This is a genomic window from Kitasatospora sp. Ki12 (assembly GCF_054601375.1).
In genome coordinates, this window is the sequence record NZ_BAAIHT010000001.1 from 1,916,589 (window position 1) to 1,941,745 (window position 25,157).

General features: G+C 72.7%; 21 protein-coding genes and 4 tRNA genes. 11 read left to right on the forward strand and 14 right to left on the reverse strand.

Annotation, left to right across the window (positions count from 1 at the left end; genetic code table 11):
* Positions 1–147 precede the first annotated feature (147 nt).
* Positions 148–2,991 carry an ATP-binding SpoIIE family protein phosphatase gene (locus tag ACYP53_RS08350; protein WP_459647052.1) on the forward strand — a complete coding sequence of 948 codons (2,844 nt, stop codon included), beginning with the start codon at positions 148–150 and terminating at the stop codon, positions 2,989–2,991.
* Positions 2,992–3,196: 205 nt separating this feature from the next.
* On the opposite strand, the gene ACYP53_RS08355 is transcribed toward ACYP53_RS08350, so the two are convergent.
* Both ACYP53_RS08355 and ACYP53_RS08360 read right to left on the reverse strand, forming a co-directional pair.
* Positions 3,197–3,889 (reverse strand): hypothetical protein, encoded by a 693-nt coding sequence (locus ACYP53_RS08355; RefSeq protein WP_189913301.1) that lies wholly within the window; start codon positions 3,887–3,889, stop codon positions 3,197–3,199.
* 277 nt (positions 3,890–4,166) lie between these two features.
* The gene (locus ACYP53_RS08360) at positions 4,167–5,999 is read right to left on the reverse strand and encodes a phosphatidylglycerol lysyltransferase domain-containing protein (protein ID WP_459647053.1); all 1,833 of its coding nucleotides are present in this window, start codon (positions 5,997–5,999) and stop codon (positions 4,167–4,169) included.
* 340 nt (positions 6,000–6,339) lie between these two features.
* On the opposite strand from ACYP53_RS08360, the gene ACYP53_RS08365 reads away from it, so the two are divergent.
* Together ACYP53_RS08365 and ACYP53_RS08370 are read left to right on the forward strand one after the other, a co-directional pair.
* Positions 6,340–6,990 (forward strand): response regulator, encoded by a 651-nt coding sequence (locus ACYP53_RS08365; protein WP_459647961.1) that lies wholly within the window; start codon positions 6,340–6,342, stop codon positions 6,988–6,990.
* Positions 6,987–8,132, forward strand: a complete 1,146-nt coding sequence (locus ACYP53_RS08370) for a sensor histidine kinase (RefSeq protein ID WP_189913300.1) — start codon at positions 6,987–6,989, stop codon at positions 8,130–8,132. The genes ACYP53_RS08365 and ACYP53_RS08370 overlap by 4 nt, the downstream gene beginning before the upstream one ends.
* Positions 8,133–8,208: 76 nt before the next feature.
* On the opposite strand, the gene ACYP53_RS08375 is transcribed toward ACYP53_RS08370, so the two are convergent.
* A tRNA-Leu gene (locus ACYP53_RS08375) sits at positions 8,209–8,292 on the reverse strand.
* Positions 8,293–8,711: 419 nt separating this feature from the next.
* On the opposite strand from ACYP53_RS08375, the gene ACYP53_RS08380 reads away from it, so the two are divergent.
* The 6 genes from ACYP53_RS08380 to pknB all read left to right on the forward strand — a co-directional run bounded on the left by ACYP53_RS08380 (position 8,712) and on the right by pknB (position 17,245).
* Positions 8,712–9,584: an FhaA domain-containing protein gene (locus tag ACYP53_RS08380; RefSeq protein ID WP_189913299.1), complete on the forward strand. Its 873-nt coding sequence runs from the start codon at positions 8,712–8,714 to the stop codon at positions 9,582–9,584.
* Between the two features lie 46 nt (positions 9,585–9,630).
* Entirely contained in the window at positions 9,631–10,176 is a 546-nt protein-coding gene (locus ACYP53_RS08385; RefSeq protein WP_189913298.1) for an FHA domain-containing protein FhaB/FipA, read from the forward strand.
* 53 nt (positions 10,177–10,229) lie between these two features.
* Positions 10,230–11,885, forward strand: a complete 1,656-nt coding sequence (locus ACYP53_RS08390; RefSeq protein ID WP_459647054.1) for a PP2C family protein-serine/threonine phosphatase — start codon at positions 10,230–10,232, stop codon at positions 11,883–11,885.
* A 133-nt stretch (positions 11,886–12,018) separates the two neighbouring features.
* Positions 12,019–13,422, forward strand: a complete 1,404-nt coding sequence (locus ACYP53_RS08395; protein WP_229928259.1) for an FtsW/RodA/SpoVE family cell cycle protein — start codon at positions 12,019–12,021, stop codon at positions 13,420–13,422.
* Complete coding sequence (locus ACYP53_RS08400; protein ID WP_189913295.1) at positions 13,419–14,873, forward strand: peptidoglycan D,D-transpeptidase FtsI family protein; 1,455 nt, start codon at positions 13,419–13,421, stop codon at positions 14,871–14,873. Before ACYP53_RS08395 ends, ACYP53_RS08400 begins: the two co-directional genes overlap by 4 nt.
* A 260-nt stretch (positions 14,874–15,133) precedes the next feature.
* Complete coding sequence (pknB, locus tag ACYP53_RS08405) at positions 15,134–17,245, forward strand: Stk1 family PASTA domain-containing Ser/Thr kinase (protein ID WP_459647055.1); 2,112 nt, start codon at positions 15,134–15,136, stop codon at positions 17,243–17,245.
* A 156-nt stretch (positions 17,246–17,401) separates the two neighbouring features.
* Here the strand turns inward: pknB and ACYP53_RS08410 are convergent, their stop codons facing one another.
* From ACYP53_RS08410 to ACYP53_RS08430, 5 genes are all read right to left on the reverse strand, one after another.
* Positions 17,402–18,202, reverse strand: coding sequence for a class E sortase (locus tag ACYP53_RS08410; protein ID WP_189913292.1), 801 nt, complete (start codon positions 18,200–18,202; stop codon positions 17,402–17,404).
* Between the two features lie 37 nt (positions 18,203–18,239).
* Positions 18,240–19,376, reverse strand: coding sequence for a class E sortase (locus ACYP53_RS08415; protein WP_459647056.1), 1,137 nt, complete (start codon positions 19,374–19,376; stop codon positions 18,240–18,242).
* 5 nt (positions 19,377–19,381) lie between these two features.
* Positions 19,382–20,044, reverse strand: a complete 663-nt coding sequence (locus tag ACYP53_RS08420) for an aminodeoxychorismate/anthranilate synthase component II (RefSeq protein ID WP_189913290.1) — start codon at positions 20,042–20,044, stop codon at positions 19,382–19,384.
* Between the two features lie 55 nt (positions 20,045–20,099).
* Positions 20,100–20,279 (reverse strand): hypothetical protein, encoded by a 180-nt coding sequence (locus tag ACYP53_RS08425; RefSeq protein ID WP_189913289.1) that lies wholly within the window; start codon positions 20,277–20,279, stop codon positions 20,100–20,102.
* A 68-nt stretch (positions 20,280–20,347) separates the two neighbouring features.
* Complete coding sequence (locus ACYP53_RS08430) at positions 20,348–21,112, reverse strand: DUF881 domain-containing protein (RefSeq protein WP_459647057.1); 765 nt, start codon at positions 21,110–21,112, stop codon at positions 20,348–20,350.
* 179 nt (positions 21,113–21,291) lie between these two features.
* Between ACYP53_RS08430 and crgA the strand changes: the two genes are divergently transcribed.
* On the forward strand, positions 21,292–21,540 hold the full coding sequence (crgA, locus tag ACYP53_RS08435) for a cell division protein CrgA (RefSeq protein ID WP_189913287.1): 249 nt from the start codon (positions 21,292–21,294) through the stop codon (positions 21,538–21,540).
* Between the two features lie 372 nt (positions 21,541–21,912).
* Here the strand turns inward: crgA and ACYP53_RS08440 are convergent, their stop codons facing one another.
* Positions 21,913–22,806, reverse strand: a complete 894-nt coding sequence (locus ACYP53_RS08440; RefSeq protein WP_459647058.1) for a rhomboid family protein — start codon at positions 22,804–22,806, stop codon at positions 21,913–21,915.
* A gap of 222 nt (positions 22,807–23,028) precedes the next feature.
* Between ACYP53_RS08440 and ACYP53_RS08445 the strand changes: the two genes are divergently transcribed.
* The gene (locus ACYP53_RS08445; RefSeq protein WP_459647059.1) at positions 23,029–23,733 is read left to right on the forward strand and encodes a DUF5324 family protein; all 705 of its coding nucleotides are present in this window, start codon (positions 23,029–23,031) and stop codon (positions 23,731–23,733) included.
* Positions 23,734–23,824: 91 nt separating this feature from the next.
* On the opposite strand, the gene ACYP53_RS08450 is transcribed toward ACYP53_RS08445, so the two are convergent.
* The 5 genes from ACYP53_RS08450 to ACYP53_RS08470 all read right to left on the reverse strand — a co-directional run bounded on the left by ACYP53_RS08450 (position 23,825) and on the right by ACYP53_RS08470 (position 25,142).
* Positions 23,825–23,897: transfer RNA gene (locus ACYP53_RS08450), tRNA-Ala, on the reverse strand.
* A gap of 168 nt (positions 23,898–24,065) precedes the next feature.
* Positions 24,066–24,194, reverse strand: coding sequence for a DLW-39 family protein (locus ACYP53_RS08455; protein ID WP_014137031.1), 129 nt, complete (start codon positions 24,192–24,194; stop codon positions 24,066–24,068).
* 256 nt (positions 24,195–24,450) lie between these two features.
* Positions 24,451–24,783, reverse strand: coding sequence for a DUF6191 domain-containing protein (locus tag ACYP53_RS08460; RefSeq protein ID WP_189913284.1), 333 nt, complete (start codon positions 24,781–24,783; stop codon positions 24,451–24,453).
* A 123-nt stretch (positions 24,784–24,906) separates the two neighbouring features.
* Positions 24,907–24,980 (reverse strand) — tRNA-Ile (locus tag ACYP53_RS08465).
* Between the two features lie 85 nt (positions 24,981–25,065).
* Positions 25,066–25,142 (reverse strand) — tRNA-Ile (locus ACYP53_RS08470).
* Positions 25,143–25,157 lie beyond the last annotated feature (15 nt).

Here is a 25,157-nt window from a genome sequence, read left to right on the forward strand (position 1 = left end):
GAACCGGGAGTACGAACCGGCGCTCGGCGCGCGACACGCAACCGATACTGATGAATCTCCCCGTTTCGGTATCAAGCCCGGCCCGGTCCGTGCTTCGCTGGTATCCGCACAGCGTGCCTTCCTCCGGAGAGACGGCCGCCTCCAGGCGTGGCGGCCAGGCGGGAGCAGACCGAATCCATGGTGGCCGAGTCCAACTCCACACCGCGTCCGACGGCCGGCGGGGCCGCCCCGGGCGACCACCCGACGGGCGTGGCCGCCCTGGTCCGGCTCGCCCTCGTCCTGGTCGACCGGTCCGGCCGGATCGCGCAGTGGGGCCGGGCCGCCGAGGAACTGTTCGGGCACCGCGCCGAGGTCGCCCACGACCGCCCCGCCTCCGGCCTGCTGCCCGCCGTGGAGTCCCGGGTGCTCGGCCGCTGCTCCGTCCGCCGCGCCTGCGACGCCTTCGACACCCTCGCCGAGCTGACCGCCTCCGGCCGTCCCTGGGCCGGGCGGCTGACCGTCACCGACCGCGAGGAGCACCAGCGCGACGTGCTCTGGTGGGCCTACCCGCTGCCCGGCCCGTCCGGCGGACTGCTCACCCTGGCCGCCGACGCCCGACCGCTGCGCACCGCCGGCCCCCGGCTCGCGCTCGGCGAGCGGCTGCTGCCGTTCGCCGCCGCCCCCGCCGCCCGCGGCGGCTTCCACGGGCTGACCGCGGCGCTCACCCCCTCTGCCGACCGGGTGCCCGAACCGCTGGCCAGGCTGCTGCCCGCCGCCCACCGGGCCCCGATGCTGGCCGCGCTCGGCTCCGGCGGGCTGCCCGCCCTGCGGCTGGACGCGGTCACCGTGCTGCCGGTGCTGCCCGCCGACGCGCAGACCGGCACCACGCACGCGGCCTCCGGCCTCGGCCGGCGCTACCCGACGCCCCAGCAGCGCGCGGCCCGGGTCGGCCCGCCGCCGCAGCCCGAGCAGGGCGCGCCCGGCCGCCGTGCGGCCGCCCCGCTGCCCGCCCAGCGCGAACCCTCCCACCGCGAGCCCGCCGAGCTCCCCGTCGCCCAACCCGTCGCTCAGCAGGTCGCCCACCCCGTCACCGCCGTCAGCGGCGCCGCGGCCGCCGGCGGCCCGTCCGTCCCTCCCCCCGCCACCGGCTGGGAGGTCCCCGCACCCACCGGAGAAGGACCCGCCATCGACCGAGCCCCCGTCAAGTCGTCCGCCGAGTCGTCCGCCGACGGCCGCCCGCAGCCGCACGCCGACCAGGCCCCGCCCGCCGCCGGGCACGTCCCGGTGCCCGCCCCCGCGGGCGACGCGGCCCCGTCGGGCGGCCGGCTGGGCCCGTTCCTCACCAACGGGCAGGCCGGCGAGCAGCTGGCCCTGCTGAACGAGGTCGGCGGCAAGGTCGGCACCACCCTGGACCTCGGCTTCACCGCCCACGAGCTCTGCCAGGTGCTGGTCCCCCGGATCGCCGACTTCGCCTGCGTGGACCTGGTGGACGGGCTGATCTCGGACTCCGAGCTGCCGGTCGCCCGCCCGGACGACGACACCATGCTGCGCCGGGTCGCCCTGGTCTACAACGAGACCGGCGGCGCCTGGGACCACGTGCTCTCCGAGGGCTCGCTGGTCAGCATGCCCCGCCGCACCCCGCCCGGGATGGCCCTCCAGCTGAACCAGCCGGTGCTGGTCCCGGTGGTCAGCGCGGACGTCGCGGTCGACTACGCGATCGCGCTCGGCGGCGCCCGGCTGGCCCCGGTGGTCTCCGGCCGCTCGATGCTGGTCGTGCCGCTCTCCGCCCGGGGCACCGTGCTGGGCATCCTCAAGCTGCTCCGGCTGCCCGACCGCACCCCCTTCGACGAGAGCGACGCCGCGACCCTCAAGGAGCTGGCCGTCCGCGCCGCGCTGTCGCTGGACAACGCCCGGCTGCACCGTGCCGAGGCGCGGGTCGCCACCACGCTGCAGCGCTCGATGATCCCGACCCGCCCGCCGCAGATCCCCGGCGTGCAGATCGCCCACCGCTACCTGCCCGGCGACCCCAAGGCGGAGGTCGGCGGCGACTGGTTCGACGCGATCCAGCTGCCCGGCAGCCGGGTCGCCCTGGTGGTCGGCGACGTGATGGGCCACGGCCTGCACTCAGCCGCCGCGATGGGCCGCTTCCGCACCGCCATGCAGACCCTGGCCGCCCTGGACCTGCCGCCCGGCCAGCTGCTGCGCCACCTGGACAACCTGGCCCACAAGCTCGGCGACGACCACCTCGCGACCTGCCTGTACGCGGTCTACGACCCGATCAACCGGACCTGCGAACTGGCCAGCGCCGGCCACGTCCCGCCGGTCCTGGTGCACCCGGACGGCAGCGGCGAGCTGCTGGAGATCCCGGCCGGGGCCCCGATCGGCGTCGGCGGGGTGCCGTTCGTCGCCAAGACCATCGACGTCTCGGACGGCTCGATGCTGGTGCTGTGCACCGACGGCCTGGTGGAGGTCCGGGGCGGGGACATAGGAGCCGGCCTGGCCGCGCTCTGCGGCAACCTGATCGACCCGCAGCAGAGCCCCGAGCAGGCCTGCGACGAGGTGCTGCGGCGGCTGCACACGGACGACCGCAAGGACGACGTCGCCCTGCTGGTGGCTCGCTTCGACGGGGTCGCCCCGTCCGAGGTGGCCACCTGGGACCTCACCGTGGACCACCGGGAGGTCCGCCGGGCGCGCTCGCTGGTCCGCGAGCAGCTGGCCGGCTGGCACCTGGAGGCGCTCAGCGACACCACCGAGCTGCTGGTCAGCGAGCTGGTGACGAACGCCGTCCGGGTCGCCCGGGACCGGGTCCAGCTGCAGCTGATCCGGGTGGACAAGCTGCTGGTCGAGGTCAGCGACGACAACCACAACCTGCCCTCGCTGGAGCCGGCCGAGCAGCTCGGCGAGACCGGCCGCGGGCTCACCCTGGTCACCAAGCTCGCCGAGCGCTGGGGCACCGCCCGCAAGGCGGTGGGCAAGGTCGTCTGGTTCGAGCTGCCCCTCCCGCACGCCTGACGGCCGCCCCGCCCCGAACCGGGTCACGGGCGAGCGGGCGAGCCCCCGCCCCGAGCCGGGTCACGGGCGAGCGGGCGAGCCCCCGCCCCGAGCCGAAGGGGCGCGCCGGTGCCGAAAGGGAGGAGCGAGGAGGCCCGAGGGACGAGGGCCTTGGAGCGCCGACCGTCGGCACCGGATCCGAGCGCCCCGGAGGCGAGCGGGCGAGTTACTGAATCACGGCGCCCGCCGACCGGCGGCGCCGGGCCTCCACCGCGACCTCCCGGGACGCGGCCGTGGCCACCGCGGTGGCGGCACCCACCCCGGCCAGCACCCGCGGCCAGAAGTCCCCGAAGACCTCGACCGAGACGGCGATCAGCAGCGCGGCGATCACCGCGACCACGTGCTCCAGGCCCGCCAGGTTCGGCAGCACGACCGCCTCGCCGACCATCAGGGCCACCACCAGCCCGGCCGTGAACCAGGCCCGGCTGCGGAAGGCGATGCAGATCGCAAGCGCCACCACCGCGGCCGAGGGCCCGGTGTCCCGCACGTAGGCGACCCACTTCGGGAAGCCGAACAGGTGGGCCGGCCCGATCGCCACGCCGACCCGGGCGAACAGCGTGCCCGCCACGGTGCAGGTGTAGGCGACCACCAGGGTCAGCCGCCGGCCGAGCACGATCTCCGCGATCGCGAAGACCACGAACACCTGGGCCAGCGCCCCCCAGACCGGCAGGTCCAGCGCCGGCACGTACAGCGACAGCGGCGTCCGCAGCAGCGAGACCTCCAGCGGCAGCGCCGCCCGCACCACCCCGATGTTGTTGACGAAACGCTCACCGCCCGGCAGGTGCTGGACGATGCTGAACAGCAGGATCAGAAACGTCGCCAGCGTGGCCAGCGGAACCGCGGCGAACTTCTTTCGCACCAAAGCGTTCCGAACCGTCACGAACAACGTTCCCCACTCGGCGACAGCGGCCGCCCTGGCTACCGCCAGCGGCCCCTTTCGCACGCCCCCCGCGTGGGTCCTGTCAATCACAGTCGTTTCTCCGAATCCCCGAACTCTCGTCTACTCCAACATTAGAAGCCCGTTAACAAAGCCACATCGGCACGGATGGGGATATGGGTCATCCTCTGGGGGGAGAACAATCCCCCCGCCTGACCCCCATTCGACCGACCGGCCCCCTCCGCCCCCCGGCGGAGGGCTACCCCTTCCCGTCCTGCGCCGCCACCGGCACCCGGGGTGCGGCGGCCACGGCGGCCCGGGCGTGCCGGCGCCGGAACAGGGCGGGCAGGCTGGGCGCGACGATGAACCCCTCGGCGCGCGCGCTCGCGATGCCGATCCGCGGAATCTCGCTGCTCTTCGCGAACAGCAGGTAGCGCGGCTCCCAGATCGGCCGGTACTTGGCATTCGCCCGGTACAGCGACTCGATCTGCCACCAGCGCGAGAAGAATCCCAGGGTGGAGCGCCACAGCCGCAGCACCGGGCCGGCACCGAGGCGCGAACCGCGCTCGAAAACGGAGCGGAACATCGCGAAGTTCAGCGAGACCCGCTTCAGCCCGACCTCGTCGGCACGCTGCAGCAGCTCGATCACCATGAACTCCATCAGGCCGTTCTCGGTGTCCCGGGCCCGGCGCATCAGGTCCAGCGAGAGCCCGTCCGGGCCCCACGGGACGAAGCTCAGCAGCGCCTTGAGCTCGCCCTCGCCGTCGCTGCACTCCAGCATCACGCAGCGGCCGTCGCCCGGGTCGCCGAGCCGGCCCAGCGCCATCGAGAAGCCGCGCTCGGTCGCCCCGTCGCGCCACTCGTCGGCCTTGGCCACCAGCTCGGCCATCTCCTCCTCGGAGATCTCCTCGTGGCGGCGGATCCGCACCGTGTACCCGGCCCGCTTGACCCGGTTGTACGCCTGGCGGACCACCCGCATCGCGCGGCCGTCCAGCGAGAACTCGTCCAGCTCGACGATCGCCTCGTCGCCCAGCTCCAGCGCGTCCAGCCCGTGCCGGGCGTAGATCACCCCGGCCTCCTCGGAGGCGCCCATCACGGCCGGCGCCCAGGCGTGCTCGCGGGCCTCGGCCAGCCAGGCGTCGATCGCGCCCGGCCAGGCCTCCGGGTCGCCGATCGGGTCGCCCGAGGCGAGCGAGACGCCGCCGATCACCCGGTAGGTGACCGCCGCCTTGCCGCTGGGGGAGAAGATCACCGCCTTGTCCCGGCGCAGCGCGAAGTAGCCGAGCGAGTCCCGCTCGCCCTGCTTGGCGAGCAGTCCGCGCAGCTGGGCCTCGTCCTCGGGGGTCAGCAGCTCCTTGTCCCGCGGGCTGCGGAAGGCCACGTACAGCACCAGCAGGAAGAGCACCCCGCCCATGGCGTTGATCGCGGCGTTCACCCAGGTCGGGGCGGCGATCACCGAGCGCAGGTGCTCGGACGGGTTGATGGTGATCATCCGGCCGACGGAGTACCGGAAGAGGTCCCAGAAGCCCGCGCCCTTGAGGTCGTTGGTCGCCCAGACCAGCAGCCCGCCGACCGCGCCGCCGAACATCAGCCCGCCGACGAACGTGGCCGCGGCGGTCTTCGGGTTGGAGCTGTCGCCCTTGGACGTGAACTCCTTCCGCCCGACCAGCAGCGCCAGCACGAACAGGCAGGTCAGCACGGTGGAGAAGTAGTTGAGCGGGTGCTTGTTGAACCGCTCGTCCGGCAGCACCATGGCCGCCAGGTAGAGCAGCGCGAACAGGCCGCCGAGCGCCGCGTTGAAGATCCACGCGGCCCGCTTGCGGCGCCGCATCGCGATCGCGAGGAAGACCGAGAGCACCGCGGCGGCCAGGCCCGAGGTCATCAGGTACGGGGTGAAGTACTCGCCCTCGTTGTGCTCGCTGACCTGGTCACGGAAGGGCACCAGCAGTACTGTCGCCACATTCAGCAGCGCGATCAGCCGCAGGTACCAGACGGAGGCCGCGGCGGCCCTGGGGCGCCAGCGGTCGAGCACGCCGACGGGCCGGGGCCCGGGGGACGCGGCGGACGGGTCCGACTTCACAGTGGACGACACAGCTCAATTCCAAACGATCAGATGGTGGGGCGCATCCGCGTACGGCCCGGCGCCTGGCGCCCGCGCGGGCCCGACGGACTGACCGGCGACGCCCGCCCGGCTGTCCGCCCTGGTGAGGAGCGGGCCGGAAAGGGTCAGCCAACTCCATGGTTCCCCACCGAACCTGAGAATCGCGTGAACCGGGTAGCGGATTCCCACCCCCGCCGAACGGCGGGGGTCGCCACCCCCCGAGTGTTCGGCGCCCCGCCCCGGCTACCCCTACGCTCGGAAGGACCCACGCGGACCGCCCCCACCCGGCCGCCCGAACCGAGGAGGCACCATCACCACCACCCGCGTGCTGATCGTCGACGACGAGATCCTGGTCCGCTCCGGCCTCGGCCTGATCGTCGGCTCCGCCCCCGACCTGGAGGTGGTCGGCGACTGCTCCGGCGGGCAGGCCGAGGAGCACGTCCAGCGCCTGCGCCCGCACGTGGTGCTGCTCGACATCCGGATGCCCGACCTCGACGGCATCTCGGTGCTGCGCCGGCTGCGCGCCCTGCCCGACCCGCCCGCCGTGGCGATGCTGACCACCTTCGACACCGACGAGTACATCGGCACCGCGCTCCGGGCCGGCGCGACCGGCTTCCTGCTCAAGGACACCGCCCCCGAGCAGCTGGTGCACGCCGTCCGGGTGTTGGCGGCCGGCGGCAACATCCTCTCCCCGACCGTCACCCGCACCGTGATCGGCGGCTACGTCGACGGCGGCGGCCCGGACGCCGAGGCCACCACGCTGGCCCGCACCCTCACCGGCCGGGAGCTCGACGTGCTCGCCCTGCTCGGCGAGGGCCTGTCCAACGCCGAGATAGCCGACCGCCTCTTCCTCGGCACCGGCACCGTCAAGGACCACATCAGCGCGATCCTCGGCAAGCTCGGCGCCGCCAACCGGGTGCAGGCCGCCGTCCTCGCCCACCGGGCCGGCCTGGTCCGGCCCAAGCCCGGCGACGGGGCATGACGGCCGCCGACCACCTGCCGTCCCGTCGGCTGCCGGCCTGGTGCACCGCGCCCTGGCTGATGCTGCTGCTGCCCGTCCTGTACTCGCTGCTGGACGCCGCCCTGGTGGCCCGGGACGCCGCCTGGTGGCAGCTGTCCTTCTCGACGCTGGCCGCCGTCGCGCTGTTCTGGCGCCGCCGCTTCCCGGTCACGGTGCTGCTGCTCACCATGCCCGGCAGCTGGCTGGACGAGATCTGGCTGGCCCCGATAACCGCCGTCTACACGGTCGCCGCCGAACGCCCCCGGCCGCGGTTCGTGGTCCCCTGCGGCATCCTCTTCACCCTGGTCGAGTTCTTCCACTGGCCGCTGCCCCCCGACCTCATCGACCTGAGCCGGGCCACCGCGCTGGACGCCATCCAGGCCGTGATGCTGGCCGCCGGACCGGCCGCCACCGGCCTGCTCGCCCGCACCCGGCGCGAGCTGGCCGCCCGCCTGGACGAGCTGACCCGCGGCCAGGAGCGGGAGAGCCGCTTGCTGGCCGAGCGGGTGCTGATCACCGAGCGCGGCCGCCTCGCCCGGGAGATGCACGACGTGGTCTCGCACCAGGTCAGCCTGATCAGCATCCAGGCCGGCGCGCTGCAGGTCAGCACCGCCGACCCGGCCGCGGTGACCACCGCCCGCACCATCCGCGAACTGTCCGTACGGACCCTGGACGAGCTGCGCCAGATGGTCGGCGTGCTGCGCGGCACCGGCACGCTGCCGGACGCCCCGCTCGCCCCGCAGCCCCGGCTGGCCGACCTGCCCCGGCTGATCGAGGAGAGCGGCCTGGCCGCCGACGCCGAGCTGAACCCCGGCGACCGCCCGTGGCCGGAGGCGGTCGAGCGGGCCGCCTACCGAACCGTCCAGGAGGCGCTCACCAACATCACCAAGTACGCCCCGGAGGCGGCGGTGCACGTGAGGGTCCGGGCGAAGGGCCGCCGGCTGCGGGTGGAGGTGCGCAACGAGGCCCCGCCGGTCCACCCGGCCGAGACCCTCCCGGGCGGCGGCCACGGCCTGGTCGGCCTGCGCGAGCGCGCCCAGCTGCTGGGCGGCACCCTGACCGCCGGCCCCACCCAGGACGGCGGCTTCGAGGTCCGCGCCGAGCTCCCGGCCAGGGCTCCCTGAGGCGCGCCCCGGAGGCGAAGGGAGCCCCAGAAAAAGGTGAAGCCCCGCAGATCCGTAGATCTGCGGGGCTTCGCTGTGCGCGAGGGGGGAGTTGAACCCCCACGCCCTTTCGGGCACTGGAACCTGAATCCAGCGCGTCTGCCTATTCCGCCACCCGCGCATGGGTGTTGTCCTCGTTGCCGACCGGTCTTCCGAAACGCTCGGTACCATGAGGCCTTCGCGCTTCCTTGGACCGGCCTCCCTTCCGGGCGGCCCTTCCGACGTGGAAAACATTAGCACGACCTGCGGGGCTGCTCCGAATCGCCCGTCCGGGGGGACCGACCGCATCCGAACGGGTGCGCGACGAACGCGTGCGCGAGGGGCGGACGACCGCTCCGACGGGCACACCTGGCGTGCCGTACCCGGAATGCGTCACCCTGTGTGTCCGAGCCCACCCCCGGGCACCACACGCTCCGGGAACCGTACGGAAGGGCCCGGCGTGGATACGATCAGTACGGAAGTACCGCAAGTAGGCGCGACCGGTTCCCGGGCGGGATCCGGCCGGCAGGCAGGCGAACGAACTCTGGAAGGGGGTGCCCCATGGGAGTGCTGAAGAAGTTCGAGCAGCGGCTCGAGGGTCTCGTCAACGGCACCTTCGCCAAGGTGTTCAAGTCCGAGGTCCAGCCCGTGGAGATCGCCGGGGCGCTGCAGCGCGAGTGCGACAACAACGCGAGCATCTGGAACCGCGACCGCACCGTCGTGCCGAACGACTTCATCGTCGAGCTGAGCCCGCACGACCACGAGCGCCTCAGCCCCTACTCCGGGCAGCTCGGCACCGAGCTGGCCGGCATGGTCCGCGAGTACGCCGAGGCCCAGCGGTACAGCTTCATGGGCCCGCTCCAGGTGAACCTGGAGAAGGCCGACGACCTCGACACCGGCCTGTACCGGGTGCGCAGCCGCACCCTCGCCGCCGAGGAGCCCCAGCAGTACGCCCCGCAGCAGCAGCCGCAGCAGCCCGGCTACGACCGCCCGCCGGCCGCCCCGGCCCCCGGCGCGCCGTGGCAGCAGAGCGGCGCCGCCCAGTACGGCACGCCCCCGCCGCCGGCCGCGCCCCCCGCGATGCCCTCGGGCCCGCCCTCGCCCGCCGGCGGCAACGTCCGCAACCTCCCCGGCGCCGGCCACGGCGGTGCCTCGGTCCGCCGCTGGGTCGAGGTGAACGGCGCCCGGCACCAGATCACCGGTTCGGCCTGCGTCCTGGGCCGATCCACGGAGGCCGACGTGCGGATCGACGACCCCGGGGTCTCCCGCAAGCACGCCGAGATCCGGCCCGGCACCCCTTCGATGGTGCTCGACCTGGGGTCCACCAACGGCATCGTGGTGGACGGACAGCACACCCAGCGCGCTACGCTCCGCGACGGCTCGCGAATCGTCGTGGGCTCCACCACCATCGTCTACCGGCAGGTCGAAGGGTAGTGTCCGAATTGTTCGCGCGCCTCGCTCACCGACTGGCGGGACGGTCATGTCCGAACTGACCCTCACGGTCATGCGGCTGGGCTTCCTGGCCGTGCTGTGGCTGTTCGTCATCGTCGCGATCCAGGTGATCCGCAGCGACCTCTTCGGCACCAAGGTGAACCCGCGCCCCTCCCGCCGGGGCGCGTCCGCCACGGCCGCCGGGGGTGCGCCCACCCAGGCCGCGGGTCGCCCCGCGCCCGCCCCCGCCGCCACTCCGGCCGCGGCCCCGACCCAGCCCGGCGGCGGACGCCGCCGCGGCGGGCCGACCCAGCTGGTCGTGGTGCAGGGCTCGCTGGCCGGCACCACGGTCGCGCTGCAGGGCCAGACGATCACGCTGGGCCGCGCGCACGACTCCACCATCGTGCTGGACGACGACTACGCGTCCTCCCGGCATGCCAGGATCTATCCGGATCAGACTGGGCAGTGGACGGTCGAGGATCTAGGCTCCACCAACGGCACCTATCTGGACCGGCAGCGCCTGACCGCGCCCACCCCGCTCCAGCCGGGCATGCCGATCCGTATCGGCAGGACCGTCATCGAACTGCGGAAGTAGTAGCGCATGAGGGACAGCATCCCGTCCATGACCCAGAGGGGGGCACAGGTCGCATGACCCTGGTGCTGCGCTTCGCCGCCGGCTCCCACAAGGGACTGATCCGGGAGGGGAACGAGGACTCCGGCTACGCCGGGCCGCGGCTGCTGGCCGTGGCCGACGGCATGGGCGGCGCCGCGGCCGGCGAGGTCGCTTCCTCCGAGGTGCTCGGCTCGATCGTCCGGCTGGACGAGGACGTGCCGGGCGCCGACCTGCTGACCCTGCTGGGCGACGCCGTCCAGGGCGCCAACGACCGGCTCCGGCAGATGGTCGAGGAGGACCCGCAGCTCGAAGGCATGGGCTGCACGCTGACCGCCATGCTGTGGACGGGCCAGCGGATGGGCCTGGTGCACGTCGGCGACTCCCGCGCCTACCTGCTGCGGGACGGCTCCCTGGTGCAGATCACCCAGGACCACACCTGGGTGCAGCGCCTGGTCGACGAGGGCCGGATCACGCCCGAGGAGGCCGAGACCCACCCGCAGCGCTCGCTGCTGATGCGGGCGCTGGACGGCCGCGGCCAGGTCGAGCCCGACCTGTCGATCCGCGAGGTCCGGGCCGGCGACCGCTACCTGATCTGCTCCGACGGCCTCTCCGGCCCGGTCAGCCACCAGACCCTCCAGGACACCCTCGGCAGCTACTACTCGCCCGAGCAGACCGTGCAGGAGCTGATCCAGCTCGCCCTGCGCGGCGGCGGTCCGGACAACATCACCTGCATCGTGGCGGACGTCATCGACGTCGGCGCCACGGACACCATGAGCGGCCAGTTCAACGACGTCCCGGTGGTGGTCGGCGCGGTCGCCGAGGCCCCGCCGTCCTCGGCCGCCGCCGACCGTTCGATCGCGGACACCCCGGCCGGCCGCGCGGCCGGCCTCGGCCGCGGCCCGCAGGGCGCCTTCGGCCCGGCCGAGGGCTACGAGGGCGACCCCGGCGCGGCGGGCGGCTTCGGCCCCGCCGAGGGCTACGAGGGCGCGTACGGCTACGGCTCCGCGGAGCCCTCGGTCTACGGCACCGAGGACTTCGACGAGGAGCAGCCGCCCGCGAAGCGCAAGCGCAAGGGGCTGACCGTCTCGCTGGCCGTCCTGGTCACGCTGGGCCTGCTCGGCGGCGCCGGGTTCTTCGGCTACCGGTGGACCCAGGACCAGTACTACGTCGGCGAGGACGGCGACCACGTCGCGGTCTACCAGGGCATCAACCAGAACCTGGCCGGCCTGAGCCTGTCCTCGGTGCACGCCTCGTACAGCGGGATCCAGCTCAAGTGGCTGCCGCAGGACCAGCGCGCGCACGTGAACAAGACCATCTCGGTCGGCAGCCTGAAGGACGCCCAGTCGACCGTCCAGGAGCTCGACGGCTGGGTCCAGCTCTGCCAGAAGGCCGCCGCCAAGACGGCCCCGGCGCAGGGCAGCCAGGCGACGCAGGCCACCAACGCGGCGTTCCTGGCGACCACGCCCACCCCGGGCGAGAAGAACCGGGGCCCGGCCGCGGCCGCCCCGACCGGCACCCCCTCGGCCACGGCGACCGCGCCGGCCACGGGCACGCCGGCCCCGGGCGCGGGCGCCACGGGCACGCCCGCCCCGACGCCGAACGCCACCGCGCCGGCGACCGGGACGCAGGGCGACCCGACCCAGTTGACCGAAGACGAACTCAGCCGGGCCAACGCCTGCCCGAAGCAGTGACGTCCGTGATCCGACATAGGACCGCCCCCGGCGGTCGGTCCGGCCGTCAGGGAGCGGTCACCACGTGAGCAGCTACGACCTGAGCGAAGACACCGGCCGGTCCGGCCGTCGGCGGGCGACCGCCGGACGCGTCGTGCCCCGTCGGCGGGACAACACCACGATCTCCCCGCAGGAGGCGCCGAACCGGCGCAACACCGAGCTGGCCCTGCTGCTCTTCGCGGTCCTGCTGCCGGTCCTCGCGTACGCCAACGTCGGCCTCGCGATGGACTCCAAGCTGCCCGCCGGCATGCTCGGCTACGGGCTGGGCATGGGCGCCCTGGCGCTGGTCGCGCACCTGCTGGTGCGCCGGTTCGCGCCGTACGCGGACCCGCTGATGCTGCCGATCGCCACCCTGCTGAACGGCCTCGGGGTGGTGATGATCTGGCGGCTGGACAAGGCGGGCAAGCTGCTCAGCGGCAACTTCCCGGCGGCCCAGAACCAGCTGATGTGGTCGGGCCTCGGCATCGCGGGCTTCATCGCGGTGATGGTCTTCCTGAAGGACCACCGGGTGCTCCAGCGCTACACCTACATCTCGATGGTGGTGGCTCTGGTCCTGCTCGCCGCGCCGGCCTTCTTCCCGGCCCGGGCGGAGGACTTCGGCGCCAAGATCTGGATCCGGGTGGGCAGCTTCTCGATCCAGCCCGGCGAGTTCGCCAAGATCATCCTGACGGTGTTCTTCGCCGGCTACCTGATGGTCAAGCGGGACGCCCTGGCGCTGGCCAGCCGCCGCTTCATGGGCCTGTACCTGCCGCGCGGCCGCGACCTCGGCCCGATCGTCGTGATCTGGCTGCTCAGCCTACTGATCCTGATCTTCGAGAACGACCTCGGCACGTCCTTCCTGTTCTTCGGCCTGTTCGTGGTGATGCTCTACGTCGCCACCGAGCGGACCAGCTGGATCCTGTTCGGCCTGCTGATGTCCGTCGGCGGCGCGGTCCTGGTCGCCTCGACCGCCAGCCACGTGAAGATCCGCATCAACGCCTGGCTCGACCCGATGGCCGCCTTCGCCCCGAAGCCGCCGCCCGGCGCCACCGAGCAGATCGGCCAGTCGCTGATGGCGCTCGGCTCCGGCGGCGTCACCGGCTCCGGCCTCGGCCAGGGCCGGTCCTGGCTGATCAACTTCGCCGCCAAGAGCGACTTCATCCTGGGCTCCTTCGGCGAGGAGCTCGGACTCACCGGCATGATGGCGATCTTCCTGCTGTACGGGCTGCTGATCCAGCGCGGCCTGCGCACCGCGATCGCCGCCCGCGACCCCTTCGGCAAGCTGTTCGCCGTCGGCCTCGCCTCGGCGATGGCGCTGCAGGTGTTCGTCGTGGCCGGCGGTGTGACCGGACTGATCCCGCTGACCGGTATGACCATGCCGTTCCTCGCGCAGGGCGGTTCGTCCGTGGTCGCGAACTGGGCGCTGGTCGCGATCCTGCTGAAGATCAGCGACAGCGCCCGCCGCCCCGGCGTCGAGCCGACCCCCGCCACCGAGGGCCCGGGAGGACCCGCCCGATGAACAAGCCGATCCGCCGGGTCTCGATCTTCTGCCTCGTCCTGATACTGGCCCTGATGGTGCGCACCAACTGGGTGCAGGGCGTCCAGGCCGAGTCCTGGGCCACCGACAAGAACAACAAGCGCCAGCTGTACGACCGGTACGCCCACCCGCGCGGCAACATCATCGCGAGCGGCCAGCCGGTCACCAAGTCCGACTTCGTCAACGGCCTGCGCTTCAAGTACCAGCGCTCCTGGGTGGACGGCCCGATGTGGGCGCCGGTCACCGGCTACGCCACCCAGTTCCAGAGCGTCGGCCTGGAGGCGCTGGAGGACGGCATCCTCTCCGGCAGCGACGACCGGCTGTTCTTCCGCAACACCCTGGACATGCTGACCGGCGAGCCGAAGCGCGGCGGCGACGTCGTCACCACGATCAACGCCAAGGTCCAGAAGGCCGCCTGGGACGCCATGGGCAACAAGAAGGGCGCCGCGGTCGCGATCGACCCGAAGACCGGCGCCATCCTCGCCATGGTCTCCACGCCGTCCTTCGACCCGGGCAGCTTCTCCGGCTTCGACGGCGCCTCGACCAAGGCCTGGAACGACCTCAACGCCGATCCGAACAAGCCGCTGCTCAACCGGGCGCTCAAGGAGACGTACCCGCCCGGCTCGACGTTCAAGCTGGTCACCGCGACCGCCGCGTTCGAGAACGGCATGTTCCAGGGCGTCGACGACGCCACGACCACGCCCGAGCCGTACATCCTGCCCGGCACCACCACGCAGCTGAAGAACGAGAGCCCCGACGAGCGCTGCGAGAACGCCACCGTCAAGTCCGGGATGGACCAGTCCTGCAACACGGTCTTCGCCAAGATCGGCGCCGACCTGGGCAAGGAGAAGATGCGGGCGCAGGCCGAGAAGTTCGGCTTCAACAGCACGATCGACATCCCCGTCCGCTCCGAGAAGAGCGTCTTCCCGGACAGCAAGAGCCTGGACGGCACCGCCCAGGACTCGATCGGCCAGCACGACACCCGCGCCACCCCGCTGCAGATGGCCATGGTCTCCGCCGCGATCTGCAACAACGGCAGCCTGATGCAGCCCTACCTGGTCGACCAGGAGCGCTCGGCCTCGCTGACCACCATCTCCAAGCACACCGAGAAGCAGTTCTCCCAGGCCATGAGCCCGTCCACCGCGCAGAAGATGCAGGACCTGATGGTCTCGGTGGTCGAGAACGGCACCGGCAAGACCGCCAGGATCCCCGGCGTGCAGGTCGGCGGCAAGACCGGCACCGCGCAGCACGGCGAGGACAACGCCGGGCTGCCCTTCGCCTGGTTCACCTCCTGGGCCAAGGGCGCCGACGGCCAGTCGGTGGCGGTCGCGGTGGTGGTCGAGGACGGCTCGCAGAACCGCGACGGCATCAGCGGCGGCCGGCTCGCGGCCCCGATCGCCAAGGCGGTGATGCAGGCCGCACTCGGCAAGTAGGCAGCCCCGTCCCGGGTGAGGGGAATGTCACGATCGGCACCCCCGTCCGGATACCGGTCTGATATCGGCCGACGGCTGACTCCGGTCCGATGGGGTGCGACCGGTAGCGTATCCGCCAGCAGCGGGTGTGCCCGTTGCCGCCCGTGAGGCACCGCACGGCCCGGCCGGAGAACCGGTCGCGGTCCGCGCGGCGTCACCCAGAGCGTGCGGGGACACCTACGTCACAACCTCACCGGCGGGTGAGGGAGAGGGTCGGAACTATGGAAGAGCCTCGTCGCCTAGGCGGCAGGTACGAGCTCGGCGGCGTCCTCGGGCGCGGCGGCATGGCCGAGGTGTACCTCGCCCATGACACCCGGCTCGGCCGTTCCGTCGCTGTGAAGACGCTCCGGGCCGACATGGCCAGGGATCCGTCGTTCCAGGCCCGGTTCCGCCGCGAGGCGCAGTCGGCGGCGTCCCTGAACCACCCCGCGATCGTCGCCGTGTACGACACCGGCGAGGACTACATCGACGGCATCTCCATCCCGTACATCGTGATGGAGTACGTCGAGGGGTCGACGCTGCGGGAGCTGCTGCACTCCGGACGCCGGCTGCTGCCGGAGCGCGCGCTGGAGATGACCATCGGCATCCTCCAGGCCCTGGAGTACTCGCACCGGGCCGGCATCGTGCACCGCGACATCAAGCCCGCCAACGTGATGCTGACCCGGCAGGGCAACGTCAAGGTCATGGACTTCGGCATCGCCCGCGCGATGGGTGACGCCGGGATGACCATGACGCAGACCTCGGCCGTCATCGGCACCGCCCAGTACCTCTCCCCCGAGCAGGCCAAGGGCGAGCAGGTCGACGCCCGCTCCGACCTGTACTCCACCGGCTGCCTGCTCTACGAGCTGCTGACCGTCCGCCCCCCGTTCATCGGCGACTCGCCGGTCGCGGTGGCCTACCAGCACGTCCGGGAGGAGCCGCAGCCGCCGTCGGTCTTCGACCCGGAGGTCCGCCCCGAGATCGACGCGATCGTGCTGAAGGCGCTCGCCAAGGAGCGCGACTACCGGTACCAGAGCGCCGACGAGATGCGCGACGACATCGAGCGCTTCCTCGACGGCCTGCCGGTGGCCGCCGCCCAGCAGGCCGCCTACGGCATGGGCTCGGCCGGCTACGGCTACGACCAGAACGGCTACCCGCAGCAGCACGACCCGTACGGCCAGACCAACGTGCTGCCGCAGCAGCCCGGCGGCGGCCCGACCACCCTCCTGCCGCAGGCCTCCGGGCAGCCCGGCTACGGGCAGCAGGGCGGCTACCCGGACGACGGCTACGGCCAGACCTACGCCGGCCAGGGCGGCAACGACGACGGCCAGGGCCGCGCCGGCCGACGCGGCGAGGAGCAGCCGAAGAAGAGCAACACCTCCTGGATCGTGCTGGCGATCGCCGCCGTGCTGGTCCTGGTCGGCACCTTCTTCGTGGCCCAGGCGATGTTCGGCGACAAGGGCACGAAGGACCCGGTGAAGGTCGCCGCGCCGAACCTGGTGGGCAGGACCCTCGCCGACGCGAAGACCGCCGCCGCCGCGGCCGGTTCCAAGCTGGTGGTGGCGGAGGGCGAGAAGCTCGCCTGCCCGGACGCCAACATCAAGAAGGACCAGGTCTGCACCCAGAACCCGGTGGCCGGGCTCCAGGTCGCCGAGACCTCGACCATCACGGTGCAGCTCTCCTCCGGCCCCGCGAAGGCGACCGTGCCGCCGGTGGTCGGCAAGACCAAGGACCAGGCGCTGCAGGCGCTGGCCGCGGCCGGCTTCACCAACGTCGGCACCCCGGAGTACAAGGACGACGACAACGCCCCGCAGGACACCGTCACCGCGCAGGACCCGGCGGCCAACGCCTCGGCCGACCCGACCGCGCCGATCAAGCTGACGGTCTCCCAGGGCAAGAGCAAGATCAACGTCCCGAGTGTGGTCGGCGCCCAGAAGGAGGACGCCCAGAACACGCTCCAGGGCCTCGGCTTCCAGGTGGTGATCGCCCCGCAGACCACCCCGGCCCCCGACCCCTCCAAGGTCAACACGGTCGCCTCGCAGTCCGTCCCGGCCAACACCAAGGCCGCGGCCAACACCAAGATCACCCTGACGGTCTTCAAGGCCCCGGACAAGGCCCAGGTCCCGCCGCTGCAGAACCAGAAGCTGTCGGACGCCATCGCCCAGCTCGCGAAGGCCGGCCTCGGCTACACCGTGGTCGCCGGCCCGCAGGACCCGAACGCGACCGTCCAGATGACCAACCCCGGCGCCGGCACCCAGGTGGACCCGAACACCCAGGTCCAGCTGTTCACGAAGCCCGCCGACCCGCCCAAAGGGGGCGACCCCACCACCACACCCCCCAAAGGGGACCACTAAGCCTCCGATATTCCCCTGGTTCAACTGAACCGGGGCCCGGAGCCCGGCAGGACCGGACCGTGACGCCCGAGGGCCCGCCGCAGCGGATGCGGCGGGCCCTCGGGCGTTTCCGCTCGTACCAGGATCCGCGGGCCCCCTGAGGCCCCGCGCAGGGCCTCAGGAGCGGCGCAGCTCCGGCGGCGGGGTGCGCTTGGCGTCCACGTCGTCCACCCGCACCAGGCTCCCCCAGACCGCCATCCGGTAGCGCGAGGTGTAGACCGGGGTGCAGGTGGTCAGCGTGATGTAGCGGCCGGGGCCGGCGTACCCGGAGCGGGCCGGGACGGGCGCGACGATGCCGGTGTCGTACTTGGAGGTCTCCGCCAGGGTGTTGTCGACCTTGTAGACGTACCACTTGTCCTTGGTCTCGACGACGACCGCGTCGCCCTTGTGGACGGCGTCCAGGTCGTGGAACTTGGCGCCGTGGCCGTCCCGGTGCGCGGCCAGCGAGAAGTTGCCCGCCTGGTCCCAGGGCATCGCGGCCCGGTACGGCTGCTCGTAGACGCCCGCCACGCCCTCGTCCAGGACCTCGGTGGAGGTGCCCATCCGGATCAGCACCTGGTAGTCCCGGCCCATCGCCGGGACGTGCAGGAAGCCGACGTCGTCCCCGGCCGCGAACCTCTCCGGCGCGGACGGCGCGCCCGGGGCGGGGGTGGTGCCGGGCGCGGCCGAGGGGCCGGCGGTCGGGCCGGCCGCCCAGGAGCCGCGGAGGCGGTCGGCGGCCTGCGAGGCCGCGCGGTCGGCCTGCACGTTGGTCCACCACAGCGAGTAGGCCACGAACAGGCCGAGCACCAGGCCCAGGGTGATCAGCAGCTCGCCGAACACCCCGAGCGCGGCCAGCGCCCGGCTCCGCCCCCGCCCGGCCGGCGGGGCGGCCTCCCGCCCCGGTCCGACGGGCTGCGCGGTCTCGTCGTCCTGCATCTGCGGTGCTCCCCCTCCGGGCCCGGCGTCCGGGCGGCTACCCGCCCGAGATCGCGGCCGGCTTGCCTTGGCTGCGCGGCCGTTCCTCGATCATCTTCCCAAAGACGATGAGACGGAACTTGGAGGTGAACTCCGGAGTGCAGGTGGTCAGCGTGATGTAGCGGCCGGGGCCGGCGTACCCGGCGCCGTTCGGCACCGGCTTGATCACGCTCACGTTGCTGGGCGAGGTCTCCGGGATGCCGCCGGTGACCTCGTAGGTGAAGTACCCCGCGGCGGTCTCCACCACGATCTTGTCGCCCTTGCCCAGCTGGTTGATGTACCGGAAGGGCTCGCCGTGGGTGTTGCGGTGGGCGGCCAGCGCGAAGTTGCCCGCCTTGTCGCCCGGCATGCCGGTGCCGGGGTAGTGGCCGACCAGGCCCTTGTCGAGCACCGCCGGCTTGGAGGTGCCCTCGGCGATCGGGAACTTCAGCCCCAGCTTGGGCAGGTAGATGATGGCGAAGCCCTTGCCCGGCTCGAACACCTCGGGCTTGTTCGGGTCCGGGGCCGGCTGCCCCGGCTGGGCGGGCGGCGGCGCCGCGTCGAACTGCTGCTCCAGCTTGTTGCGGGCCCCGTCGGCGGCCGCGTCGGCCTGCACGTTGGTCCACCAGAGCTGGTAGGCGACGAAGAGCAGCATCACCACGCCGAGCGTTATGCACAGCTCGCCGACGCCCCGGGCCGCCACCACCAGCACGGACTCCTTGGGGCGCGGCCGCCCCGCGGCGCGGCCGCCCGCCCGGCGTCGCCCGTTGCCCGAACGGATCGCCGTCCGGCCCTGGGCGGCCCGGCGGCGCTCGGCCCGGCCGCCGGTGGCCGGGACCGGCTCGGCGGCCGGCCCGCCCACGCCGACGGGCAGGCGCAGCTGGAGGGTCTGGTCGGGCAGCCACGGGTACTCGGGCCCGCCCGCGAGGGGCTCCTCGGCCGGCTCGTACACGCCCCAGGCGTCCTCGGGCACGGTCCGGACCGGGGACTCCTGCCGGTACGGGTCGTCACCGTAGGGCTGGTCGCCGTACTGCGGACCGCCGTGCGGCGAACCGCCGTAGCGGCCCCCGCCCTGCTCGGGACCCCCGTAGTGCTGCGCGCCGCCGTACGGGTCCGCCTCCGGCTGGTAACGCCCCTCCGGACGCAGCGCGGTCACGCCGCTCAGCCCCGGCCGATCACCGGGGCGAGCCCGGCCGACCGGTCGACGGCCTGCGGGAAGCCGCACTCCGCGAGCCAGTTGGCGAGCATCCGGTGCCCGCCCTCGGTGAGCACCGACTCGGGGTGGAACTGCACGCCCTCGACCGGCAGTTCACGGTGCCTCAGGCCCATGATCACACCGCTCTCGGTCCGCGCGGTGACCACCAGCTCCGCCGGCACGGTGGCCGGCTCGACCGCGAGCGAGTGGTAGCGGGTCGCGGTCAGCGGCGAGGGCAGGCCCTCGAACACCCCGCCGTCCTCGTGCTCGACCAGCGAGGTCTTGCCGTGCAGCAGCTCCGGCGCCCGGCCCACCACGGCACCGTAGGCGACCGCGAGCGACTGCAGGCCCAGGCAGACGCCGAACACCGGCAGCCCGATCCGGGCGCAGTGGTGCACCATCTCAATGCACACCCCGGCCTCCTCGGGGGCACCGGGCCCGGGGGAGAGCAGGACCCCGTCGAAACCTTCCTCGCCCGAGCGCCGGACGGCGTGCTCGACGGTCACCTCGTCGTTGCGCACCACCTCGCAGGTGGCGCCGAGCTGGTACAGGTACTGGACCAGGTTGAAGACGAAGCTGTCGTAGTTGTCCACCACCAGGATGCGGGGCGGGGTCGACTGGGTGGTCATGCGCGCGTGGTCTCCGTGGGATGCGGTGCTGGATGGAAGTACCGGGCCGCCCGGGTCAGCCGCTCGCTGCGCCGTCGCCGCCGTCCACTGTGACGTCGCCGAAGGGGAGCAATGGTTCCGCCCAGGGGAAGACGTACGTGAAGAGCAGGTAGACGATCCCCAGGATCAGGAGCACCGAAATGGCGGCCTTCACCAGGGTGTTCCCCGGGAGGTGACGCCAGATGAAGCCGTACATGGTGCTCCCTCGTCGTAGCAGACTGGGTCAAGAGTAGACCCGCCCCCCACGGCCGCGAGGCCGGTCCGCTACTGCTGCCCGCCCGCCGAACGCAGCTCGGTGGTACCGGAGTACCCCGGCAGGGTGAGGTCGCCGCTCTCCTGGACCTTCCAGCCCAGCCCGTACGCCTGGACGTACTGCAGGTAGTTGCGGATCGTCGGGTCCGCGTCGACGGCCGAGTGCAGCGCCTCGGTCCGGCCGACCGCCTTGACCACGTACGGCGGGGAGTAGACCCGCCCCTGGAGCAGCAGGGTGTTGCCGACGCAGCGGACCGCGCTGGTGGAGATCAGCCGCTGGTCCATCACCTGGACGCCCTCCGCGCCGCCCCGCCACAGCGCGTTGACCACGGCCTGGATGTCCTGCTGGTGGATGACCAGGTCGTTGACGCCGGGCTCGGGGACGCCGGGGATGCGCGCGGTGGCGTTCGGCGGGGCGTCGTTGAGGGTGACGGTCAGGCCGCCGCCCTGCAGCGGCTCCAGGGCGGCGCCGGCCCGCAGTCCGTCCAGCCGGGCCGCGTCGGCGGGGCTGTGGCCCTGCTGCTCGGTGAGGTCCTGGGCCCGGTCCTGGAGGTCGGCGAGCTGGGACTGCGCCTGCTGGTTCTGCGCGCTGCGCTGGCGGATCACGTCGCCGAGGCTCAGCAGCGAGTTGTCGGTCCGCAGGTCGGTGCCGCGGGCGGTCTGCGCGCTGATGTAGAAGAGCAGACCGGCGAGCGCGAAGACGGCGCAGGTCAGGGCACGTCCGACAATTCGGGTACCGGAAGGGCGGGTAGGGGCCGGCTCCGGGGGAATCGACAAATTAGTCACCGTACCCTTATCTCCTCAAGACCCGCCGAGCCACTACGCTAACGGACGCCGGTGGCACGTGCGGAGCCGTCCCCCTCGGGGTGTTCTCCGCTGCCGACCGCCGACCGACCGACCGACCCACCCGCTGCACCTCTGCGCGGTCTCACAGCGCATCGACAGGAGAACCCCTCGTGCCGAAGTCTCGACTCCGCAAGAAGTCCGACTACACCCCGCCGACCACGGCCGTGGTGAAGATCAGCTCGGGCCGCGGCTGGGTCGCGCCGCTGATGCTGGCACTGTTCCTGATCGGCCTGGTGTGGATCGTCACCTACTACGTGACCAGCGGCACCTACCCGGTCGAGAGCTGGCGGAACTGGAACATCCTGGTGGGCTTCGGCTTCATCGCCGCGGGCTTCGGCGTCTCCACCCAGTGGAAGTGACGACCCGCTCGTCCTGAGGCCCGGGAACGGGCCGATTCCCGCCGCTCCGGACAGCTCGACCCGGGGCGGCGGTCAGGCGTGCCCGGAGCCGGGCGGGAGGCCGGTCGGCTGTCCCTGCCCGCCATCCCCATCATCAGACTGTCGGGCTTATCCACATGGTTATCCACACTGGGGAAAAGTCTCCCCAACCTGTGGATAACTTTCCCGGCCGATACCGTCCACAGCTGTGCGCAAGCCCCGGGGAACGGAAGAACCGCACAGCAGGACGCGCGTAGAACAGCAGTCCACAACCCGGGTGCCGCACAGCCTGTGCACAACCCCGCACCCGCTGTGGACAAACGTCCGGGTCCCCGGGCCCCGCGGCCCGGGTCCTCAGGAGCCGTAGAGGGACATCCCGATCAACAGCATCGCCGCCTCCACGGCCAACGCCCCCGCCACCGCCAGCCCTTGGACCAGTCCGCGGCGCTCGCGCGGGGCGTACATCAGGCCGGCCGCGGTCAGCGTGCCCAGCGCCAGACCGCCGAGGTGCGCCCGCCAGTCGATGCCCTCGCGGGAGAAGGTGACGATCAGGTTGAAGACCAGGAACGCCATCACCGGGGCCAGCGGGCCTCGGTTCCGCAGCTGCATCACGATCGTGGCGCCGATCAGCCCGAAGATCGCCCCGGAGGCCCCGACCAACCTCAACCAGTCCCCGGCCACCAGGAAGGCGAAGGTGCTGCCGCCCAGGCCGGCGACCAGGTAGAGGGCCAGGAAGCGGAGCCGGCCGAGCGCCTCCTCCAGCGGCGGGCCGAGGACGAGCAGCACCAGCATGTTCAGCCCGATGTGCCACCACTGTTCGTGCAGGAAGGTGGCGGTCAGCAGCCGGTACCACTGGTCCGGGCCGTCGGCGACGCCCCCCGGGCCGCCGTCGCGGTCCCGTCCGACGCTGAGCAGCTGCCAGACCTGGCCCAGGCGCGGGGTGAGCACATAGGCGGCCAGCAGCCAGACCACCACGTTGACGCCGACCAGCACCCTGGTGACCAGCCCGCCGTCGGCGGCCGGCACCCCGCCGAACCGGGTGGTCGCCCGCCTGGCCCCGGCGTGCCCGGCGCCGACGCACTCCGGGCAGTGGAAGCCCACCGACGCGGGCACCATGCACTCCGGGCAGATCGGCCGTTCGCAGCGGGTGCAGGAGATCCCGGTGGGCGTCCCGGGATGCCGGTAGCAGCCGGGCGGCCCGCCCGCCGGGGACCGATCGGCCGACGACCGCGGCTCGTCCGGGAGCATCAGCGGATCCCCTTCCGGTACACGACCTCCGAAACAGCCAGCCTACTGCCGCACCCCCGGCCCCCGGCCCGATCCCCCGCATCCCGGCCGGCCGTTTCCGTGCCCCCGCCCGGCCGGGGCCCGCGTACGGCCCACCCCAGCGTGCCGCCGGACAAATCACCATGCATGATCAGCATTCAGGTGGATATGTGCATAAAGGACGCCACCCAGGAGGAGAGACTCGTGAGTTTTTCGGACTCGGCCCGCGAGACGGCCACCAGGACCCGGGACACCGCCGCGCAGTTCGCGGACGGCGCCAAGCACCGGCTCGGGCCCACCTTGGACGCCCTGGGGCCGATGGCCACCCAGGCCGCCCACAACCTCCGCGTCCAGTACGACAAGCATCTCGCCCCACAGTTCGGCCAGGCCTTCGCCAGTCTGCCGCCGGAGGCCCAGCAGAACGCCCTGAAGGCCCTCCACCGGGCCCAGGAGGCCGCTCTGGCGGCCCGCCTCTCCGCGACCCGGGCGGCGGACCAGGCCCGCGCCACCGTCGGCCCCAGGGTCGCGCAGGCGGTCGACGAGGCCCGCGCCGCGGTCACCCCGGTCGCCCAGGAGGCCCAGTCCCGGGGCGCTGCCGCGCTGACCGCGCTGCAGGGCCACGTCAGCTCCGCCGAGATCAGCGCGCTGGCCGCCCGGAACGCCAGGAAGGAGCGGTGCGACAGGCTGGCCGCCGGCCTCGCCGTGGCCGGCCTGCTGGCGATCGGCGGCGGCATCGTGGCCTGGCAGTGGTGGCGCCGGCACAGCAACCCGGAGTGGCTGGTCGAGCCGCCGGCCCCGCAGGAGCGCCGCCCGGCGGGCGCGCACGCCGCCACCGCCCCGATGAACGGCGCCGGCCCCGACGCAGAGGCCGCCGAGCCCGCCGACGACGGGGGCCCCACGGCGGACTGACCGCGCGAAAGCCGCGGAAAGGGCCCGGAAACGCCGATCGGCCGCCGACCAGATCCCTGGTCAGCGGCCGATCGGTGACTGCTGTGAACTGTGGAGCATAGGAGACTCGAACTCCTGACATCTGCCTTGCAAAGGCAGCGCTCTACCAACTGAGCTAATGCCCCTCGACGGCATCGCGCGTGCCGACGGGCACTAGCGTACCGGGTTCCGGCGCGTTTCCCAGCGCCGTCCCCTGTGGGGAACCGGCCGGTCCGGTCGGTCGACCGGGCCGGCCGGTCCGGGAGGCGCGGGTCGGCGCCCCCGAAGACCGTCGATCGTCAGATCGCCCGGGTTCAGCGACCGGCCGGGACCGGGTCGGTGGCCTCGGTCCACAGGTCCTGCTCGGCGCGGTCCGCCTGGACCTGACGGTAGACAAAGAAGCCGCCGAGGGCGACCAGGGCGACCAGGAGAAGCTTCTTCACCGCGGGACCTCGTCCTTCTTGCGTTGGTGGACTCAAGAGCCGGATCCGGCCGGACTGACCGGGCCGACGAGTCCAGTTGTGTTTCGAGCGCGAAGGGCGGCCGGGTGCCAGACTGCCCTTGCGGCCGATGATACACACCGGTATCCCAATCGTGACCAGCCACCGGTGCGGCCAACCCGGCGGTCCGGGCCCAGGATTGACGCAGCACCTCCTCCCGGGTGCTCCGCCCGCGCACGACCGGCCCGGGATTCCCCGGTCAGACCCGGCCCGCCGGGCCCTCCGACCGGGGCAGCACCACCACCGCCGTACCGCTCGCCAGGTCCACCGTGCTGCGGGGCGGCGCGCCCTCGCCCTCCTCGTCGCGCAGCATCAGGGTGCTGCCGCGTTCGTCCAGCTCGTGCTGTTTGCCCGGCGCGAACTGGGCGTGCAGCTGCTCGAATCCGGTGGCCGAGATCTGCCCCTCCCGGCCCGTGCCCCGCCACGGCACCCAGCGCGCCCGGCCCGCCCGCAGCAGCAGCTGGTCCACCGCCGCCACCAGCACCAGGGCACAGACCAGCCCCGGGATGCTCATCGCCCAGAACACCGTCATGTCGCCACCAACCCTCCACACGGTCCGTCCCGGAGAACCGCCGGGCCGGGCCCCCGGTTCCCGGTCCGGCGGGCGGGAACGCCGAAGGGCCCGGAGTGGATCACTCCGGGCCCTTCGGGGAGGTGGGCCTAACAGGACTTGAACCTGTGGCCTCTTCCTTATCAGGGAAGCGCTCTAACCGTCTGAGCTATAGGCCCTCGCCGAACAGAGAGCGTACCCGAATCCGGCCGATCCGCGAAAACGTCGAAGGCCCCGGAGTGGATCACTCCGGGGCCTTCGCGGTGGTGGGCCTAACAGGACTTGAACCTGTGGCCTCTTCCTTATCAGGGAAGCGCTCTAACCGTCTGAGCTATAGGCCCTTGCCGCACTGAAAG

Excerpts from the sequence above, each read along its gene's own strand:
- ACYP53_RS08370 (WP_189913300.1), top strand. The coding sequence starts at position 6,987 with ATGACGGCCGCCGACCACCTGCCGTCCCGTCGGCTGCCGGCCTGGTGC.
- ACYP53_RS08380 (WP_189913299.1), top strand. The coding sequence starts at position 8,712 with ATGGGAGTGCTGAAGAAGTTCGAGCAGCGGCTCGAGGGTCTCGTCAAC.
- ACYP53_RS08385 (WP_189913298.1), top strand. The coding sequence starts at position 9,631 with ATGTCCGAACTGACCCTCACGGTCATGCGGCTGGGCTTCCTGGCCGTG.
- ACYP53_RS08390 (WP_459647054.1), top strand. The coding sequence starts at position 10,230 with ATGACCCTGGTGCTGCGCTTCGCCGCCGGCTCCCACAAGGGACTGATC.
- ACYP53_RS08400 (WP_189913295.1), top strand. The coding sequence starts at position 13,419 with ATGAACAAGCCGATCCGCCGGGTCTCGATCTTCTGCCTCGTCCTGATA.
- pknB (WP_459647055.1), top strand. The coding sequence starts at position 15,134 with ATGGAAGAGCCTCGTCGCCTAGGCGGCAGGTACGAGCTCGGCGGCGTC.
- ACYP53_RS08410 (WP_189913292.1), bottom strand. The coding sequence starts at position 18,202 with ATGCAGGACGACGAGACCGCGCAGCCCGTCGGACCGGGGCGGGAGGCC.
- ACYP53_RS08420 (WP_189913290.1), bottom strand. The coding sequence starts at position 20,044 with ATGACCACCCAGTCGACCCCGCCCCGCATCCTGGTGGTGGACAACTAC.
- ACYP53_RS08425 (WP_189913289.1), bottom strand. The coding sequence starts at position 20,279 with ATGTACGGCTTCATCTGGCGTCACCTCCCGGGGAACACCCTGGTGAAG.
- ACYP53_RS08440 (WP_459647058.1), bottom strand. The coding sequence starts at position 22,806 with ATGCTCCCGGACGAGCCGCGGTCGTCGGCCGATCGGTCCCCGGCGGGC.
- ACYP53_RS08460 (WP_189913284.1), bottom strand. The coding sequence starts at position 24,783 with ATGACGGTGTTCTGGGCGATGAGCATCCCGGGGCTGGTCTGTGCCCTG.